Source organism: Sphingosinithalassobacter sp. LHW66-3, assembly GCF_050703275.1.
In the GTDB taxonomy this organism is placed as follows: Bacteria; Pseudomonadota; Alphaproteobacteria; order Sphingomonadales; family Sphingomonadaceae; genus Sphingomonas.
Genome location: NZ_CP193482.1, coordinates 78279 through 96841 on the forward strand (window position 1 = coordinate 78279; position 18563 = coordinate 96841).

Genomic DNA, 18563 nt, shown 5'->3' on the forward strand with positions numbered 1-18563 from the left:
GTGCGGCTGGCGGATGTAACCGCAGCCCGCGCATTCGGCAAGCGCGACGTTCACGCCGCCGCATAGTTTCCTGGGCGCCGGATGGCGAGACCGCGTGCTTCCTCCACAGGAAGCGGCCGCCCGAAATAATAGCCCTGCACCTTGGTGCATCCCAGCGCCTGCACCATGTGATGCTCGTCCTCGGTTTCGACGCCTTCGGCCGTCGTGGCCATGCCCAGGCTGTCGGCGAGCGCGACGACGGCGCGGATGATGGCGATGGCCTCTTTCGTGCCTTTCGACGCCCCCTGGACGAAACTGCGGTCGATCTTGATCGACGAGAAGCGCGTGCGGCTGAGATAGCCGAGCGACGAATAGCCGGTGCCGAAATCATCCAGGCTCAGGCGCACACCCAGATCGAGGATCTTGTCGAGCACCTGCACGGCTGCGGTGCCTTCGCGCATGAAGACGCTTTCGGTCACTTCCAGCTCGAGCCGATCGGCGGGCAGCCCGGATTGTGCAAGCGCCTGAGCGACCACGCCGACGAAAGCGGGATTGTGGAGCTGCTCGGGGCTGACGTTCACTGCCACCCGGATCGACGAATCCCAGCGGGCGGCCTCGTCGCACGCGGCGCGCAGAACCCATTCGCCCAAATGTCCGATCAGCCGTGCGTCTTCGGCCAGGGGCACGAACTTGGCCGGAGAGACATTGCCGAACTCCGGATGCGTCCAGCGCAGCAGCGCCTCGAAACCCATCAACTGCCCGCTCGCGGCATCCACCACCGGCTGGTAGTTGAGGTGCATCTGGTTGTTCTCGACTGCGGTGCGCAGTGCGATTTCCAGCACGCGCCGTTCTTCGGCGGCCATGTGGAGCTGCGGTTCATAGGCATGGAAGACGCCGCCGCCCGCGTCCTTCGACCGATAGAGAGCGAGATCGGCCGAGCGGATCAGCATCTCGGCCGTACGCCCGTCCCGGGGCCCGATCGCAAGCCCCACCGATGCACCGATGTACAGCGTGTGCTGATCGACCTCGTAAGGACGCGACAAGGTCTCGATGATCGTGTGTGCGAGCCGTTCTACCCGGGCCGTGTCCGAGGCGTCGCCGATTACCACGGCGAACTCGTCGCCGCCCAGACGGCCGATCATCTCGTTTTCGGTGATGAGCTGTTGCAGGCGCTCCGAAACGCGCCCGAGCAGGCGATCCCCGATCGGGTGACCGAGCGTATCGTTGACTGCCTTGAAGCGATCGAGGTCGATCATCATGAAGGCGCAGCGCGCCCCCCATTTCTCGGCCTCGTCCATGGCCTTGGCCAGCGCTTCGTTGATGAACAGGCGATTCGGCAGTCCGGTCAACGTGTCGAAGCGCGCCATCTTGTTGATCTTGTCCGCCGATTCGCGCTGCTCGGTCACGTCCGAACCGACACCGCGGAACCCGCGGAAGGCGCCGCGATCGTCGAATCGCGGGCTGGCGGCCATTTCCCACCAGCGCTCGGCGCCATCGACATAGACCGGCAGCAGCAGATCGCGGAACGGCTCGCGCGCCTTCAGCTTCTCGGCGAGCTCGCGCAATCCGGCTGCGAAATTGCCGGCTTCCCAGGTCGGGCCGGCGAGCACCTCAAGAATGGGCATCCCGTTGATCGCCTTGGGATCGACGCCCAGCGAGACGGCGAAGCGCGGATTTGCGCGCACGACGCGGCGTTGCGCATCGATTTCCCACAGCCAGTCCGAGCCAGATTCCTCGAATTCGCGCAGCAGCAGACTCACCGTCTCGTCGCGCTCGGCGATCGCCATTTCGCCTGCGCGGATGACCACCAGCGCCTTGCCGCGCGCGAACGTCGCCATTGTCAGGAGCAGCGTGAACAGCAATGCCGCTCCGGCCAACACCGGCGATCCGATCCCCAGCGCCAGCGTCGCCGCCATCGAGACGCCGACAATGCTGACGAACACGATGGTTGCGAGCGGAAGCGCCGCCATCGCGACTGCCGAGGCAGTCATCAACAACGAGAGCACGGTCCACAGCCCAAGGATCGCGTTCGCGTCCGCGGCATAGCCGAAGGCAAGCGGCGGCACCGACCAGACGGCGCCAAGCGAGACACCGTCAAGCACCGTATCGCGCACATGCGCGAGCGTCGCGGTCGTCCCCGTGCCGTTGCGCACCGCGAGGCGGCGGAAAGCGACGGCTGAAGCGACTGCGGCGGCAACCGCGCTCCAGCTTGCGAGCTGCCACAGGGGCACCAGCGGCGCGAGAATCAGCACGACCAGTGCCGCGCCGACGACATTCGCGCCGAGCATGAACAAGGCAAGCTGACTGCCGGCATGCATCTGCGCAGCGCGAATCGGGCCCCAGTCGGTCGTATCCGCGGGGTCGTAAAGCCCGAGCAGCGCCCGCGCGTCGATCCTCGGCTTGGCAAATTGCGAGTTGGTCTGACTGGTCACACCGCGGCATTAGCTCGGCGGTGGTTATCGAGAGGTTAGACGCGCCCGGTCGCGGACAAAAAAACCATGCGCTGCGGACAGTTCCAGTCAGTCGCAATCGAAGGCGAGCGGACGCGAAGCCGCGGCCGCCGGAGACGGAATCCGGCGGCGGACCAGTAGGGTTACGATTCGGTCAGGCCGCGATATCGTAGGGCTTGATCTCACCTGCGAGATAGAGATTGCGTGCCTTGGCGCGGCTGAGCTTGCCCGAGCTGGTGCGCGGCAGCGTGCGCGGCGGAACCAGTTCGATGACGCAGTTCATGCCCGTGACCGAACGCACGCGTTCGCGGATTTCCTCGCGCAGACGCACGCGTTCCTGCTCGTCGGAGGTGCGGCACTGGACGAGCACCGCGGGGGTCTCCTCGCCGCCCGGCGTGGTGATCGCGAAGGCCGCGATGTCGCCCTGTTTGAAGCCGGGCAACTGCTCGACCGCCCATTCGATGTCCTGCGGCCAGTGATTGCGGCCATTGACGATGATCATGTCCTTGGCGCGCCCGACGATGTAGACATAGCCTTCGGAAATATAGCCCATGTCGCCGGTATCGAGCCAACCGTCCTTCATGCAGGCGGCGGTGGCGGGTTCGTCGCGGAAATAGCCGACCATCACGCTGGGGCCGCGGCACCAGAGCTTGCCGATCGCCTTCTCGGGTAGCGGCGTGCCATCCTCTTCGCGGATTTCGACTTCCATGTCCTTTACCGGCTTGCCGCAGTTGACGATGGCGCGGAAGCGCTGCGGCCGATCGGCGCCATGGCTCGCCCCCGATAGCTGGGTTTCCTCGACGAGTTCGACCTGGATACCTTCGCCGGGCGGCATGATCGACACGGCCAGTGTCGCCTCGGCCAGGCCATAGCTCGGAAGGAAGGCCGAAGCCTGAAACCCGGCGTCGGCGAAGGCATCGACGAACGACTGCATCACGTCGGGCCGGATCATGTCGGCGCCATTGCCGGCCACGCGCCAGCGGCTGAGATCGAAACGCTCGCTCGCCTTGGTCTGGCTCGACATGCGGCGCGCGCAGATGTCGTAGCCGAACGTCGGCGAATAGGAGAGGGTGGTGCCCGGATTGCGGCTGATGAGATCGAGCCACGCCAGCGGACGCCGGGCGAAATCCTCGGTCTTCAGATAATCGGTCGAAACCTGGTTCGCGACCGGCGACAGGAAGCAGCCGACGAGCCCCATGTCGTGATACCAGGGCAGCCAGGAAACGCAGCGATCGCCTTCCTGAAGCTCCATTCCGTGACTGTGCGCGGACAGATTGTTGAGCAGCGCGTGGTGCGTGATCGCGACGCCGTGCGGAAAGCGAGTCGATCCGCTCGAATATTGTAGATAGGCGATGTCGTCGGTGGATGCGGGCGGCAGTTCCGCCGGCGGCGCCGGGCGTTTGCCGAAGCTGTCCCAGTCCATCCCCTGGACACCCGCGATCCGTGCAGCCTCGTTCGCCATCGCCGAAAGCTCGGCCGGATAGATCAGCATCAAGGGATCGCAGCTCGAGAGCTGGACGCGCAGTTGCTCGATGTACGAACTCGCGCCGCCGAACGAGGTCGGCAGCGGCAGCGGCACCGGCCAGGCCCCGGCATAGACCACGCCGAAGAAGAGGCTGGCGAACTCGGTTCCCGTTTCCGCGATCAGCGCGATACGATCCCGCGGGCGCACGCCTGCCGCGATCAGGCGATGCGCCTGCGCAAGCGCATCCGCGCGCAACTCCGCGAAGCTGTATGCCCGCGCAAGCTTTCCGCGCGCATCGTGGAAATTCAACCCGCGAACACCCCGCGCGGCATAGTCCAGCGCCTCGCCGAGTGTCGCGAAATCGGCGAGCCGGCGCGGCAATATGGTATCATCGGTCGGCGTCGGAGCCAGTGTCGCCGGCGTTGCCGCGATGGTGTCGAGCGATCCCGTAACGTCCAATTCCATTCTTTCCCGTGCCCCTACCGTGGCAGGCCGAAGTTCCCCCACGCAGTACCACTGCGGTCGGCTCTGCTACGCACTCTCGTTCAAAATCGGTTGGCACTGTGGCACAATCATGGCGTATGCGCCGCGAACGTCGTCCTCCGCAACCGCTCGATCCCGCAGCTCTGGAGCGGCTCGCACTACGCTATGTCGAGCGTTATGCGACCACGCGTGCCCGGCTGTCGGCCTATCTCGAGCGCAAGCTGCGCGAGCGGGGCTGGGCCGGCGAGGGGCCGGCGGACACTGCTGCGCTGGCCGAGCGGATGGCCCAGCTCGGCTATGTCGACGATCGCGGCTTCGCCGAATCGCGCGCGGCGGCAATGGCCCGGCGCGGTCTTGGCGTACGCCGCGTCCGCCAGGCGCTCTATTTCGCCGGCGTTGACGAAAGCGATGCGGCCGCAGTCATCCCGGCTGCGGAGGCGGAGGCGACCGCAAGCGCGCTCGCCTTCGCCCGACGGCGGCGGATCGGGCCCTATGGCCGGGAAGCTGCGGACCGCGATCTCCGCGAGCGCCAGGTGGCGGCAATGGTGCGCGCCGGGCATTCGCTCGCGCTGGCGCGGACGATTGCCCGGATGGCGCCGGGAGACGACCCCGAGGCACTGCTGGAGACGGATTAGCACAAAGCAATTCCATTTCTGGGAAATGCTGTGTTAATGTCGTTCCTCGGGGGACAACGAAAATGCGTGCCGAGACGCAGCGAGCGCAACACGAATATGAGGTCGCGGCGCTCGAGTCCGATGAACTGGACTCGGCGGAGGATCGCGAGGGACAGCTCTTGTCGGGCGTCGTCAAATGGTTCGACGTCACGCGCGGGTTCGGATTCGTCGTCGCCGACGACGGTACGGCCGGAGACATCCTCGTCCATTTCACTGTCTTGCAGGAACATGGCCGGCGCAGCCTTCCCGAAGGCGCGCGAATCGAATGCGTTGCGGTGCGCCGGGAGCGCGGCCTGCAGGCGCGCAGCATCACGGCGATCGATCTGAGCGAAGCAGTGGAGCCGCAGCGTCCGCGGTGCACCGAATCCGCCGACCGGCTGAAGCTGATCGCCTCCGCCGGGCCGTTCGAGCCGGTCGCGGTCAAGTGGTTCAATCGCCTGAAGGGCTATGGATTCCTGGTGCGCGAGTCGAAGCCGGGCGATATATTCGTCCATATCGAGACGCTGCGGCGGGCCGGGATCGAGGAGGTTGAGCCCGGCGAGCCGCTGCGCGCGCGAATCGTCGAAGGCGAAAAAGGACCGCTCGCGGCGGCCGTCGAAAGGAACTGTTGAACTCATGACCCGTATGCGTGCTTTCGGAACCGCTCTCGCGGCCGGCTTCCTCGTGCTTGCCGCCGGCTGCCGCGGTGATGCAGGCGCGAACCAGTCGGCGGGCACTGTCGCCGCCGCGAAGATCCCGGTGACGATCGAAACCGGGGAGGGCAGCCACACCTTCAATGCCGAGGTGGCGGCGACACGCCAGGAGCAGGACCGCGGACTGATGTATCGCACCGATCTGGGGCCCGACGACGCCATGATCTTCACTCCCTATCCGGCGGAAGGCGGGCCGCCGCGCGAGGCGAGTTTCTGGATGCAGAACACGCCGACTCCGCTGGACATCATCTTCATCCGCGCGGACGGCACGATCGCGCGAATCGTCGAGAACACGATTCCCTATTCGCAGGATCGCATCCGCTCGGGCGAGCCGGTGAGCGCCGTGCTCGAGGTGGTGGGCGGACGCACCGCCGATCTCGGGATCTCCGAGGGCGATACCGTGCGCTGGCCGGGGCAGGGCGGCTGAGTTCGGGCTGCCGGCACAGCGAAGCAGGCGCACTGGCATGTCGCGGGATACAGCGGGCCATTGCTCGCCGCCCGCCTCCGGGCTAATCGGCGGACCATGGGCATTTTGAAGTCGATCTTCACCTGGTGGGATGGCGCCACCATCGGCACGCGTTTCAGCCTTCGCGGTATGGACAAGGTGGGCGAGGATTCGCTCGGCAACGTCTATTACGAGGGCGGCAAGGACGTACATGGCCGACCCCGCCGCTGGGTGATCTACAGCGGCGCAAATGACGCGAGCCGCGTGCCGCCGGAATGGTTCGGCTGGCTCCACCATCAGATCGACGAACGGCCTGACGCCGCGCTGCCGCCGGTGCGCGCCTGGCAGAAGCCGCCGGTGCCGAATCTCACGGGTACTGCGCTCGCCTATCGCCCCCCGGGCGCGCTCGACGCGGGCGGACAGCGGGTGCGCGCCACTGGCGACTATGAGGCGTGGACGCCCGACGCATGATGCGCATCGGGCCGATCGGGGGAGGCGCGGCGCTGCTGCTGCTGGTGCTCGCCGGCTGCTCGGGCGAATCGGAGGAAAACGGCAACGCCGCGATCGACGAGATCGTGACGAGCGCGGCACCGCCCGCGCCGGGGCTCGATGCGCCCGGTGCCGAGGTGGTGACCGTCGGCACGGGATCGGCCGCGCTCACCGAAGGCGCGACTCCGATGGCGGAGCGAGTCGCCGTGCTCGGCCTGCTCAACAAGCGGAACGGCGAAACCCGCGAAGTGGAATTGCGGCCCGGTCAGGCGGCGCGATGGGGCGACATGATCGTGCGGCTGCGCGCATGCGAAAAGACGGCACCGTGGGAGCCGGATGAGTACACCGGCGCGTTCGTTCAGCTGGACGTCCAGCAGTTCGACGAGAGCTGGAACCGAGTGTTCTCCGGCTGGCTCTACAAGGAGCGGCCGGCGCTGAACGTCGTCCGCCACGGCATCTACGACGTGTGGCCCAAGAGCTGTGCGATGACTTTCCCCGACAGCGGCCCGGCGACGGTTTCGGCCGCCGCCGTGGCTTCGGGCGGCGGAACAGCCGCAGTCACCAGCCGGTCGAGTGCGCCGAATGCGCCTGCCGAGGACAGCGCGGAGAGCGCACCGGAGCCGACGCCGCCTGCGGAGTCGCCGAGCGCCGAGGACAGCAGCGACAGATAAGCGTCACGCGGGATTTCCACTGCGCCCATTGAGGCCAGGTGGTCGGTCTGAAACTGGCAGTCGAGCAGCGTGAATCCGCCGACCTTCAGCCGCGCGACCAGCCAGGCAAGCGCCACTTTCGATGCATCGCGAACGCGCGTGACCATGCTCTCGCCGAAAAAGGCGCGGCCCAGCGCAAGTCCATAGAGGCCGCCGGCCAGCCGGTCGCCGTCCCAGCATTCGATCGAATGGGCGAAGCCGCGGCGGTGAAGCCGAGTGAAGACCTGCGCGATCGGTCCGTTGATCCACGTATCCGGGCGGTCCTCCGACGCTTCGGCACAGAGCGCCAACACGTCCTCGAACGCTGCGTCGGCGGTCACTTGAAAGCGGTCGGCGACGATCGTCTTGCGCAGCGACTTGGAGAGATGAAAGCCGTCGAGCGGCAGCACGCCGCGCAGCTTGGGCTCCACCCAATAGACGCTCGAGGCGGCGCGATGGTCCGCCATGGGAAAAACGCCCATGGCATACGCCCGCAGCACCAGTTCGGGGTCGATTTCCTGACTGTGCCGGATCGGGTGACTCATCGGGTCAGGACTGCGCCGCCAGCCGCCGCTCGATCGCCTGCCAGAGATCGGCGAAGGCACGCGCGGCGGCGGTGCGCGGCGCGAAGCCCCCGACGGGCCGACGCCGGACCGCCATCGATTCGACGATGCTCGCCATCGGGATCACCGGCCAGTCGGGATGATGCTCCAAGGCTTCGGCGTGGAGCTTGCGCCGCCGGTCGACCATCGAATGGACCGGCATCAGCGCAGTCTTGCCCTTCTGCTTGCCGAGATGCCGCGATACTTCCTCGAACGCGCGGGCGGAGAGTGGGGAGGGGATCACGGGCACGACGATCAGATCGGCGGCACGCATCACCTGCTCGCTGGTTTCGGTGAGCCCCGGCGGACAATCGAGCAGCATCCTATCATAGGCCTTGTCGAGCTGGCCCAGCAGCTTGGCGAGCCGCTTCTTCTTGTCGATCTCGTGGAACAGCAGGTCGAGCGTGCGGAGCGAGGTGTCGGCGGGGATCAGGTCGAGCCGTTCGATATCGGTGTGGCGGACCAGCTTCGATGGCTCGATGTCCTTGGTGAAGACTGCCTGCGCCGGATCCTTCGCCTTGGGCTGCACTCCGGCGAGGTAGGTCGAGGCGGCCTGGGGATCGAGATCCCACAACAAAGTCCGCCGCGCCGAGGTGATCGCCGAACACCAGGCGAGATTGACCGCGAGAGTCGTTTTCCCGACGCCGCCCTTCAGGCTGTAGATCGCGATGGTCGCCAAGCCCCGATTCCTCCGCGTTCCGACTGCCGCGAAGGTGCAGCCTGCGCGCCGCGGGTGCAACGAAAAAGGGCCGGCGAATCGCTTCGCCGGCCCCGCTGGTGATGGAGTTTCGCGCCCGATCAGGTGCTGCAGGTGAGCGTCGGCCCTTCGGGCTGATCGAGCGTCACGCCGGTGCGGTCGCCGGTGAGCGTATAGCCTTCGCCGGTGTAGGGCTGGCCGGCGGCTCCGGCGCGCAGCATCGTTCCGGTCGGCGCTTCGGGATCGACGCGCAGATTGGCCTGCTGGTCGCCGGTGAAGAAATCGACGGCGATGACTTCGTTGCCCGGCTGGCAGCGGAAGGTGACGCTGGCGCTGATCGCCGGCGGCAGCTCGACCGGCGCGGCGTTCGCCAGCTCGGACGCCATCGGATCGGGCGCGCGGCTGTCGACTTCCTCGACCTCGTTCTGGCAGGCCGCGAGCGAGAGAAGCGCAGCGGCGGCGGCGGTGCAAAGAGTGAATTTCTTCATAGGATATGCTTCGCTGATGCAGCAACAATCGTCAAGATAGGGCTTGTTGCGGGGGTTGTGAGTTTTTGCATCGCAATGATGCCGATCGGTTCAGGTTCGCGTAACAATATGACTTGTCGCGTGCAAGACCGCACTCATTCGTGAAACTCGCTTGCCTCGGGGATGCGGCCGAAAGCGATGCCGGTGCCGATCCGATCGAGCCGCCCTCCGTTGAGCGGACCGACGCTCACGGCGTTGCGGCCGAAGCGCTCGTTGAGCCGGTCCATCGCCCGGCTGAGCGCAAGCGTGCGCGTCTCGCGCGCGAGCGGGTCGCCCGGATCGAGCGCGGCGAACAGCGAGCCCTGGTCGGCGCCGACGGGCTCTATCTCGCACAGAGTGACACCGATCATGCGCAGGCGGAACCCGGCCGGCCGCGCGCGCCCCGCCTCGGCGAGCCGCGGCCAGAGCCGGTCGAGCGCGGCGAGGATCGCGAAACTGTCCTGCGTGGCGGGCAGGCGGACGCTGGTGCGCCAGACGGTCTTGTCGTCCTCGAACCGGCCATGGAGCACGAGCAGCCGGCTGCGATATTCCTTGCGGCGCAGCCGGGCCGCGGCCTTGAGCGCGAGGCGCCGCGCAGTGAGCCGGGCCGGCTCCAGCCCGCGCCGCTGCGGCGACAGGACGTGGCTGTGGCCGATGGTGCGGCTTTGCGTCGGCTTTTCGGGCAAGTCGAAGCCATGGAGCAGATACCACAGCCGGTCGCCGTTCACCCCGCCCCAGGCGCTCCCCGCCTCGCGCGGGCGGCGGGCGCAGAGCTGGCGGATGTCGAGGATGCCGTCCTGCGCCAGCCGCCGCTCCATCTTGGCGCCGATCCCGGCGATGTCGCGCAGCTTGAGCGGGTAGAGCGCGTGCGGCAGCATGTCGGCGGTCAGCACCACCAGCCCGTCGGGCTTGCGCAGATCCGACGCGAGCTTCGCGAGCAGCCGGTTGGGCGCAATGCCGATCGAACTGGTGAGGCATTCGCCGACATTGGCGCGGATGCCCGCCTTGATCCGCCCTGCCAGCGCCACCGCCGCCTCGGGGCTGTTCTCGTTGTCGAGCAGCCGGCAGGCGACTTCGTCGATCGAACAGACTTTGTCGACCGGGACATGGCGCCAGACCTCGGCGATCACGGCTTCGTGAAACGCGACGTAGCGATCATGCCGGGCGGGCGTGATGACGAGATCGCGGCACTTGCGCTTCGCTTCCCACACCGGCGTGCCCGTGCCGATGCCGAAGCGCTTCGCTTCGACCGAAGCGGCGATGGCGACGGTGGTGTCGGCATCGACCGGCGCGACGATCACCGGCCGCCCGCGCAATTCGGGCTGGAGCTGCTGCTCGACGCTGGCGAAATAGCTGTTGAGATCGAGAAACAGCCAGCGCAGCGGGCGGGGCGGCAGCGCCAGCGGCTTCGATTCGCAGTTTTCGCGGCGATTCATCGGGAAAGTTGCGCCCGGCTGTTCGATCATTGCGCGACTCGCAAGAGGGATGCGGAACAATAGCGGAACGCGCGCCTGTAGGACAGCCCCGCCGAGCGCCCTGAAAGCGACGCCTGCGTTGACGGCGGCGGCGGCGGAAGACAGGGTTCGTGCGCTTGCGACAGGAGAGGCGGATGCGCGTGTTGATGGCGGGGATGGCGGCGGCGCTGCTGGCGGGATGCGGCGGCGGCGGAGAGGCGCTGCCGGCGAACGACGCAGTCGAGGAGAATGTCTCGACACTGGCAGGCGGTCCGATGCTCGGACCCGTGGATCTGTCGCAGCCGGTGCGCGCCTTCGGCAACGATCCCTATTGGATGGTCGATCTGGCGCCCGGCACAATCTATTATTTCGACCATGCCGGCGACGCGCCCGAGCCGCAGCAGCTCTATTTCGTCGCGCCCGAACTGACCGGCGACAGCGCCGTCTACACCACCCAGAACACCGAAGGCACTCCGGCGGTGCTGACGCTGACCGTCGAACCCTGCACCGAGGCGGGCACGCCCGAGAACGCACTGCCGCTGACCGCGCAGCTGCGGCTGGGGGAGGTGCTGCTCCGCGGCTGCGCGGGGCAGGGGCTGGAGGATGCCGAGGCCGATCCGACGGCGGCGAACGAAACGGCGGCGGAGTAGCGGACCGAACCGACAGCGCCCTCAAGTTTCGCTTGCTTGCCGAGGCGCCGCCTGCGTCCCTATCTAGCGGCCATGCATGCGACTTCCGACACGCTCGCCCTTATCGGCAACACGCCGCTCGTGCGCCTGAAGGGGCCGAGCGAGGCCAGCGGCTGCGACATTTTCGGCAAGTGCGAATTCGCCAATCCCGGCGCTTCGGTGAAGGACCGGGCGGCGCTGTTCATCGTCCAGGACGCCGAGGCGCGCGGGCTGATCGAGCCGGGCGGCACGATCGTCGAGGGGACGGCGGGGAACACCGGCATCGGGCTGGCGCTGGTCGCCAACGCCAAGGGCTATCGGACGATCATCGTCATGCCCGAGACGCAGAGCCGCGAGAAGATGGACACGCTGCGCGCGCTGGGCGCCGAGCTCGTCCTCGTTCCGGCCGCGCCCTATTCGAACCCCGGCCATTTCGTGCACACCAGCCGCCGCATCGCCGAGGAGACGCCGAACGCGATCTGGGCCAATCAGTTCGACAATACCGCCAACCGCAAGGCGCATATCGTCGGCACCGCCGAGGAGATCTGGCAGCAGATGGAAGGCCGGGTCGACGGCTTCACCTGCGCGGTGGGGACCGGCGGCACGCTGGCCGGCGTGGGGCTGGGGCTGAAGGAGAAGGATCCCGATGTCACCATCGCGCTCAGCGATCCGCATGGCGCCGCGCTGTACGAATATTATGCGCATGGCGAGCTGAAATCCGAAGGATCGTCGGTCGCCGAAGGAATCGGGCAGGGGCGGATCACCGCCAATCTGGAAGGCGCGCCGGTGGACACGCAGTTTCGCATTTCCGACGAGGAAGGGCTCGAATGGGTGCGCCGGCTGCTCGACGAGGAGGGGCTGTGCCTGGGCCTTTCGTCGGGAATCAACGTGGCGGGCGCGGTGCGGCTGGGACGCGAGCTGGGGCCGGGCAAGCGCATCGCCACCATCCTGTGCGACACCGGATTTCGGTATCTGTCGTCGCTGTACAATCCCGAGTGGCTGGCGGCGAAGGGGCTGCCGGTTCCGCCGCGTCTCGAACAGGAACGTTCCTGAAGGATGACAGCGCCGATTTCCGGCGTTACATTTATGCCACAGTGATGAGACCGGGTTCGCAGGATTCAGCACAGGCGATGCAGCGCGTTCGGGTCGGCATGACCGGGCTGGCGATGGTGCTCATCCTGATGGGGCTCGCCAGCGCGATCTTCACTTCGGCCAATCGCGACGATCCGGTGTCCGCGGTGGGGGCGCCCAAGGCCGATGTCGTCGCGAACATGACGGCCGAGAGCAGCGGCAACACCACCGCCGAGCAGAGCGACGAGCCGCTTGCCGAGCTGGGCGTCGCGCCGCCGAGCACCGCCGCGACCGAATCGGTCGACGCTTCGGCGATCGCCCGGCAGCTCGAGGCGCAGCGCGCAGCACAGCGCGAAGCAGGCGAGGCGGCGCTGCGCGCGGAGGCGGAATCCCAGGCGGAGCGAAAGCGCTAGGCGCGGCCCGCCGGGCCGTTTCTTGCAGGACAGGGGCGCAACGGCGCCGGGCACCCCGAACCGCATTGGCCTCACAAGCATTTGCCTCACCAGCATTTGCCTCACAAGGGCGCGCGAGGCGCGATGGGAGGCCGGCCGTGCGCCGCGACGCCGGGGCGCGGACGGTTCACCATTCCCTCCGCAACAGGCGCGGCCCCTCTCTGCAACGTCGGAGCACCTGCCGAGCGCGCGGCTGATCCGTCGTGCATGCGCCGCCGAAGCGGAGTCTCACACGACGGCGGCGGGCATTTCGGGGAACGCAGGGGATTTGCCCCCCATTCCGGCCGCAGCGGCGCGATTAACCATGTATCTGCCGAAGCAGCGGGAAAACGAACAAAGAACAAAAGCAGAAGCTAAATAAAACTCTGGGGATAAAAGGGGCTGAGTGGGGCTAATTCCCCTCTAATCCCCGTCTGGCCCGTTGCCTCCCAATGCGTTTCTTGCTACCAATGATGGTTAAGGGGGCACGTCCCTTTTCTCCGTCGGCTGGGTGCAGCCGGGGCCGGTCACGCGACCGCGCTTCCCGGGGCGGGAAAGTGCGTGCCTCGTGCAGGGGTGCGCGTGACGGATCGGGAACTCTACGAAGGCTTCGCGCTGCAGTCGGTCGACGACAAGGGTCGCGTCGCGATCCCCGCCGACCTGCGCAACGCGGCCGAGCGGAATTCCGACGTGCGCCAAGTCGTCGTCGGCATGAGCGAAATCGATCCCTGCCTCACTGCCTATGATCTTGCCTGGTCGAAGGAGCTGCATGCGCGGCTCGAGCGCATCGAGCGGCTGGCGATCGACCGCGGCGAAACCGTCGATCTGCGCGCCAAGCGCCGCGCCTTCGGTCAGGTGGAAAAGGCGCCGTTCGACGGCAGCGGCCGCTTCGTGCTGCCCGTCTTCTTCCGCCAGAAGGCGAAGATCGGCCGCTGGGCCTTTTTCTCCGGCGCGGGCGATACTTTCGACATCTGGGCGCCCGAGCAGCTGATGCAGGCGCCCGACGTCGATCCTTTCCTGCGCGAGATGTGCGAATTCCTGTGCCAGCAGAAGGGAGTCGCGCTGTGACGCACGACGCCCCCCATATCCCCGTCCTGCTCGACGAAGTCGTCGCGGCGCTCGCCATCGTGCCCGGCGAGCGGCATGTCGACGCGACCTTCGGGGCGGGCGGCTATACCCGGGCGTTCCTCGAGCGGGGAGCCGAGGTGGCCGCCTTCGATCGCGATCCGAACGCGATCGAGGGCGGTCAGCCGCTGCTCGCGGCGAGCGGCGGGCGGCTGGTGCTGATCGAGGCGCCTTTCTCCGCGATGGAGGGCGAGCTGGACCGTCGCGGGCTCGCGCCGGTCGATGGCGTGACGATGGATATCGGCGTCTCGTCGATGCAGCTCGACGAGGCCGATCGCGGCTTTTCGTTCCAGGCCGACGGGCCGCTCGACATGCGCATGAGCCGATCGGGGCTGACCGCGGCGGAATGGCTGAACACCGCCGACGAAGGCGAGATCGCCGACGTGCTCTATCGCTATGGCGAGGAGCCGCGCTCGCGCCGGGTGGCCGCGGCGATCGTCTCCGCAAGGCCCCTTAAGCGGACTTCCGAACTCGCGAACGTGGTTAGGAAAGCGTTAGGGCATCGGCCGCACGAGAAGAAGGACCCGGCGACGCGGGCGTTCCAGGCCATCCGCATCCACCTCAATCGCGAGCTCGACGAACTGGCCGAGGGGCTGGAGGCCGCCGAGCGCGTGCTGAAGCCGGGCGGGCGGCTGGCGGTGGTGACGTTCCACAGCCTGGAGGACCGGATCGTGAAGCGCTTCCTGCGGACGCGCAGCGGATCCGAGCCTGCGGGATCGCGTCATCGCCCGGTCATCCGCGATCGGGCAGAGCCGAGTTTTGAAACACCCCGGCGCGCGGTGCGCGCCAGCGAGGCGGAAATCGCCCGAAACCCAAGGGCCCGGTCGGCGACGCTGCGCGTGGCGCAGCGGACCGCGGCCGCCCCCTGGTCGACGCGTGAAGGAGTAGAGTGATGGCGGATTATGGCTTGAAGGGACTGGGCTGGTTCCTCTGCGGCATGATCGTGGCGCCCGCCTGTTATCTGGTGACCAGCCAGGTCGCCGCCGAGCGCGCCGATCTCGCCGCGATGGAAGCGGCGATCGCGAAGGCGCACAAGGACATCCGCGACCTGGAGACCGAGTTCAACACGCGCGCCAACTTCGCGCAGCTGCAGCGCTGGAACGGCGACGTGCTGGCGATGGCGGCGCCGGGCCCGGACCAGTATCTTGCCGATGCGCAGCAGCTCGCTAGCCTCGACGCGATGGAGGGCGGATTGCAGCACGCCTCGCTGCTGGTGCCGGCCGATGCGCCCTCGCCGACGGCGGCCGCGCCGATCGAGCAGGCGGAGAATGTCGCGCCGAGGCCTGCAGTGCGCGCCGCGCCGACCCCGGCGCCCGCCCGCGCGGCTGCGCCGGAGCCGGAGCGCCAGCGCGAGCGCGAGCCCGTGCGCGGCCCGGTGCGCTATGCCCAGCGCGACAACCGCCTGATCGAGCGCGGCGCCGGCGAAGCGGTGGCGATGCTCGACGACCGGCTGCTGAGCGCGGGCACGCTCGCCGAACTGCGGCAGAGCGCACAGGCCGAACGGGCGTCGCTGCAGTGATCGTGCTGGTCGCACCTCCCGCGCAGGAGCGGTCCGGCGGCGCGCGTGCGTCGCTGGTCGCCGTCGCGCAGGTGCGGCTGATGATGCTGCTGCTGCTGTTCGCCGCGGCGGTGCTGGCGATTCTGGTACGGCTGGCGGTGCTCGGCATCGGCGCCGAACCGCGCTCGATCCGCAACACCGCGGCGGTGCTGCTGCCGCTGCGCGGCGACATCGCCGACCGCAACGGCACGCCGCTGGCGCGGACCATCGACGCCTGGACGATCGGCGTGCATCCCGATCGCGTGATCGGCGACAAGGCCGAGCTGGCGCGCGAGCTGCATGCGCTGATGCCCGAGAAGAGCGTCGCCTGGTATCATCGCCAGCTGACCGCGGAGACGAGCTTCCGCTATCTGCGCCGCCGCGCGCTGCCCGAGCTGGTGGCGCAGGTGAACGCGCTGGGCGAGCCGGGCATCGGCTTCAGCCGCGAGCCCGAGCGGCTCTATCCGCAGGGAGCGCTGGCGGCGCATGTGCTCGGCTACGTCAACCGCGACGGCAAGGGGCTGCGCGGGATGGAGCGCGTGCTCGACGCGCAGCTCACCGATCCCGAGGCGCGCTCCGAGCCGGTGCAGCTTTCGATCGACCTGCGCGTGCAGGCGGCGCTGGAGAATGAGCTGGCGCGCGCGATGGCCGATTTCCAGGCGGCCGGCGCGGCGGGCGTGATCCTCGACGTGGCGAACGGCGAAGTGCTGGGCATGGTCTCGTTGCCGAGCTTCAATCCGAACAACGTCAACGGCACCGTGGCGCCGATGAACAACGTCACGCAATCGGTCTATGAGCTCGGCTCCACCTTCAAGCCGATCGCCGCCGCGCTGGCCGTCGAGAGCGGTGCGGTATCGTCGATGGCGCGGCGCTTCGACGCGACCGAGCCGCTCAAGGTCGGCCGATTCACGATTCGCGACGACCATGCGCAGAACCGCTGGCTCAACATTCCCGAGACGCTGATCCACTCGTCGAACATCGCGACCGCCCGGATCGCCGCCGAGCTGGGCCGCGAGCGGATCGAGGAGATGTTCCGCAAGCTCCATTTCGACACTCGCCCGCAGATCGAGATCGAGACCGGCCGCACGCTGTGGCCGAACTATTGGGGCGAGACGACGACGATGACGGTCGCCTATGGCCATGGCATCGCCGTAACGCCGCTGCATCTCGCGCAAGCCTATGCCGCGCTGGTGAACGGCGGCATCTGGCGCCCGGCGACGCTGCTGCGCACGCCCGCGGGCGCGCCGCCCGAAGGCGAGCGCGTGTTTTCCGAAAGCACCAGCGCGCGGATGCGCCAGCTCCTGCGCCTGATCGTCACCGAAGGCACCGGCCGCAATGCCGATGCGGCCGGCTATCGCGTCGGCGGGAAAACCGGTACCGCCGAGAAGACGGGCGACGGCGGCTATTCGCGCAGTCAGAACGTCTCGACCTTCGCAGCGGCTTTCCCGATGGACGCGCCGCGCTATGTGGTGATCGCCATGCTCGATTCGCCTCAAGGAACCGCCGCCTCCTTCGGACAGCGCACCGCCGGCTGGACCGCCGCGCCGGTAGTCTCGCGCGTGATCCAGCGTACCGGCCCGATGCTGGGTGTGATTCCCGATCCGCGCCGTGACGTGAACCTCGCCGAACTCCAGCCGCTGCTGTGGAAGGCGCCCGGCCAGGAAGCGGCGGGCCAATGAAGCTGGGCAGCTTGACCGGCGGAAACGAAACCGCCGTCGTGACCGGATTCGCGATCGATCATCGCAAGGTGGCGCCGGGAACGGTGTTCGGCGCCTTTCAGGGCGCGCGCGTCAACGGCGAGGATTTCATCGCCGAAGCGGTGCGCAGCGGCGCGGTCGCCGTGGTGGCGCGGCCCGAAGCGCGTGTCGAGGGCGCGGTCCATATCGCCGACGCCAACCCGCGCGAGCGCTTCGCGCGGCTGGCCGCGGCCTTTTTCGCGCCGTTCCCGGAAACCGCGGTCGCCGTCACCGGAACCAACGGCAAGACCTCGACGGTCGAGCTCACCCGCCAGCTCTGGCGGATGGCGGGGCATCACGCGGCCTCGATCGGCACGCTCGGCGTGTCGACCGCCGACGAAAGCGTCTCGACCGGACTGACGACACCCGACGTCGTCACCTTCCTTTCGAACGTCGCCGGGCTGGCGCGCGAAGGCGTGACGCATGTCGCCTTCGAAGCGTCAAGCCACGGGCTTACCCAATATCGGACCGAGGGGATCCCGGCGCAGGCGGCGGCATTCACCAACCTCAGCCGCGACCATCTCGATTATCACGGCGACATGGCGGCCTATTTCTGCGCCAAGCTGCGGCTGTTCACCGACGTGCTGGCGCCGGACGGAACCGCCGTGGTGTGGGCCGACGACGGCGAATATTCGGCACGGGTGATCGATCTCGCCCAGGCGCGCGGCAACCGGCTCGTCACCGTCGGCACGCGCGGCGACACGCTGCGGCTGGTCTCGCGCGATCCGACGCTGCTCGGCCAGGGGCTGGTGGTCGAGGCCGAGGGGCGCGCGCACAAGCTGACGCTGCCGCTGATCGGCGCCTATCAGGCGGCGAACGCGCTGACCGCAGCCGGGCTGGTGATCGCGACCGGCGGCGACGTGGCGCAGACGCTGTCGAACCTTGCCCGGCTGCAGCCGGTGCGCGGGCGGCTGGAGCGCGCGGTCATCACCAAGGCCGGTGCTCCGGTCTATGTCGATTATGCGCATACGCCCGATGCGCTGGAGGCGGCGATGGCGGCGCTGAAGCCGCACACGGCGGGGCGGCTGATCGTGGTGTTCGGCGCGGGCGGCGACCGCGATCGCGGCAAGCGCGAGCCGATGGGCATGGCCGCCCGATCGGGCGCCGACGTGGTGATCGTGACCGACGACAATCCACGCAGCGAGGACCCGGCGGCGATCCGCGCCGAGATCCTGAAGGGTGTGGCCGGCGCGCGCGAGATCGGCGGGCGGCGCGAGGCGATCGCCGCGGCAATCGCCGAAGCGGGGCCGGAGGACATCGTGCTGCTGGCGGGCAAGGGGCATGAACAGGGGCAGATCGTGGGCGAACTGGTGCTGCCGTTCGATGATGTGAGCGTCGCGCGCGAGTGCGCGGCGTGAGGCGGTGCGACA

Annotated in this window: 18 protein-coding genes and 1 pseudogene; 13 read left to right on the plus strand and 6 right to left on the minus strand. The window is 68.1% G+C overall.

All coding sequences use genetic code 11. The features are described 5' to 3' along the window. Nucleotides 1-50 precede the first annotated feature (50 nt). Together ACQ450_RS00355 and ACQ450_RS00360 are read right to left on the minus strand one after the other, a co-directional pair. On the minus strand, nt 51-2411 hold the full coding sequence (locus tag ACQ450_RS00355; RefSeq protein ID WP_431470066.1) for a putative bifunctional diguanylate cyclase/phosphodiesterase: 2361 nt from the start codon (nt 2409-2411) through the stop codon (nt 51-53). Nucleotides 2412-2583: 172 nt separating this feature from the next. After that, a complete protein-coding gene (locus ACQ450_RS00360; protein WP_431470067.1) occupies nt 2584-4359 on the minus strand; it encodes a fatty acyl-AMP ligase in 1776 nt (591 codons plus the stop codon). Nucleotides 4360-4475: 116 nt separating this feature from the next. On the opposite strand from ACQ450_RS00360, the gene ACQ450_RS00365 reads away from it, so the two are divergent. The 5 genes and pseudogenes from ACQ450_RS00365 to ACQ450_RS00385 all read left to right on the plus strand — a co-directional run. Next, nucleotides 4476-5012, plus strand: coding sequence for a RecX family transcriptional regulator (locus tag ACQ450_RS00365; RefSeq protein ID WP_431470068.1), 537 nt, complete (start codon nt 4476-4478; stop codon nt 5010-5012). Nucleotides 5013-5074: 62 nt separating this feature from the next. Further along, entirely contained in the window at nt 5075-5662 is a 588-nt protein-coding gene (locus ACQ450_RS00370; protein ID WP_188054689.1) for a cold shock domain-containing protein, read from the plus strand. A gap of 4 nt (nt 5663-5666) precedes the next feature. Further along, the gene (locus ACQ450_RS00375) at nt 5667-6170 is read left to right on the plus strand and encodes a DUF192 domain-containing protein (protein WP_431470069.1); all 504 of its coding nucleotides are present in this window, start codon (nt 5667-5669) and stop codon (nt 6168-6170) included. A gap of 96 nt (nt 6171-6266) precedes the next feature. Further along, complete coding sequence (locus ACQ450_RS00380) at nt 6267-6659, plus strand: NADH:ubiquinone oxidoreductase subunit NDUFA12 (RefSeq protein WP_431470070.1); 393 nt, start codon at nt 6267-6269, stop codon at nt 6657-6659. A 206-nt stretch (nt 6660-6865) separates the two neighbouring features. Beyond that, nucleotides 6866-7099 (plus strand): annotated as a pseudogene (locus ACQ450_RS00385) (DUF2155 domain-containing protein); the annotation flags it as partial. A gap of 35 nt (nt 7100-7134) precedes the next feature. Here the strand turns inward: ACQ450_RS00385 and aat are convergent. From aat to ACQ450_RS00405, 4 genes are all read right to left on the minus strand, one after another. Next, nucleotides 7135-7911, minus strand: a complete 777-nt coding sequence (aat, locus tag ACQ450_RS00390; RefSeq protein WP_431470071.1) for a leucyl/phenylalanyl-tRNA--protein transferase — start codon at nt 7909-7911, stop codon at nt 7135-7137. A gap of 4 nt (nt 7912-7915) precedes the next feature. Then, nucleotides 7916-8647, minus strand: a complete 732-nt coding sequence (locus ACQ450_RS00395; RefSeq protein WP_431470072.1) for a ParA family protein — start codon at nt 8645-8647, stop codon at nt 7916-7918. 119 nt (nt 8648-8766) lie between these two features. Continuing rightward, nucleotides 8767-9153 (minus strand): hypothetical protein, encoded by a 387-nt coding sequence (locus tag ACQ450_RS00400; RefSeq protein ID WP_431470073.1) that lies wholly within the window; start codon nt 9151-9153, stop codon nt 8767-8769. Nucleotides 9154-9287: 134 nt separating this feature from the next. Then, complete coding sequence (locus tag ACQ450_RS00405; RefSeq protein WP_431470074.1) at nt 9288-10607, minus strand: DinB/UmuC family translesion DNA polymerase; 1320 nt, start codon at nt 10605-10607, stop codon at nt 9288-9290. A 173-nt stretch (nt 10608-10780) separates the two neighbouring features. On the opposite strand from ACQ450_RS00405, the gene ACQ450_RS00410 reads away from it, so the two are divergent. From ACQ450_RS00410 to ACQ450_RS00445, 8 genes are all read left to right on the plus strand, one after another. Then, nucleotides 10781-11275, plus strand: a complete 495-nt coding sequence (locus ACQ450_RS00410) for a hypothetical protein (RefSeq protein ID WP_431470075.1) — start codon at nt 10781-10783, stop codon at nt 11273-11275. Between the two features lie 72 nt (nt 11276-11347). Next, entirely contained in the window at nt 11348-12346 is a 999-nt protein-coding gene (locus tag ACQ450_RS00415) for a cysteine synthase A (protein WP_431470076.1), read from the plus strand. Nucleotides 12347-12390: 44 nt separating this feature from the next. Further along, entirely contained in the window at nt 12391-12777 is a 387-nt protein-coding gene (locus tag ACQ450_RS00420) for a hypothetical protein (protein WP_431470077.1), read from the plus strand. 600 nt (nt 12778-13377) lie between these two features. Beyond that, nucleotides 13378-13863: a division/cell wall cluster transcriptional repressor MraZ gene (locus ACQ450_RS00425; protein WP_431470078.1), complete on the plus strand. Its 486-nt coding sequence runs from the start codon at nt 13378-13380 to the stop codon at nt 13861-13863. Continuing rightward, on the plus strand, nt 13860-14813 hold the full coding sequence (gene rsmH / locus ACQ450_RS00430; RefSeq protein ID WP_188054698.1) for a 16S rRNA (cytosine(1402)-N(4))-methyltransferase RsmH: 954 nt from the start codon (nt 13860-13862) through the stop codon (nt 14811-14813). The genes ACQ450_RS00425 and rsmH overlap by 4 nt, the downstream gene beginning before the upstream one ends. Further along, entirely contained in the window at nt 14813-15439 is a 627-nt protein-coding gene (locus ACQ450_RS00435) for a hypothetical protein (protein WP_431470079.1), read from the plus strand. Before rsmH ends, ACQ450_RS00435 begins: the two co-directional genes overlap by 1 nt. Continuing rightward, nucleotides 15436-17136: a peptidoglycan D,D-transpeptidase FtsI family protein gene (locus tag ACQ450_RS00440; RefSeq protein WP_431470080.1), complete on the plus strand. Its 1701-nt coding sequence runs from the start codon at nt 15436-15438 to the stop codon at nt 17134-17136. The genes ACQ450_RS00435 and ACQ450_RS00440 overlap by 4 nt, the downstream gene beginning before the upstream one ends. Next, nucleotides 17133-18551 (plus strand): UDP-N-acetylmuramoyl-L-alanyl-D-glutamate--2,6-diaminopimelate ligase, encoded by a 1419-nt coding sequence (locus ACQ450_RS00445; RefSeq protein WP_188054700.1) that lies wholly within the window; start codon nt 17133-17135, stop codon nt 18549-18551. The genes ACQ450_RS00440 and ACQ450_RS00445 overlap by 4 nt, the downstream gene beginning before the upstream one ends. Nucleotides 18552-18563: the final 12 nt, after the last annotated feature.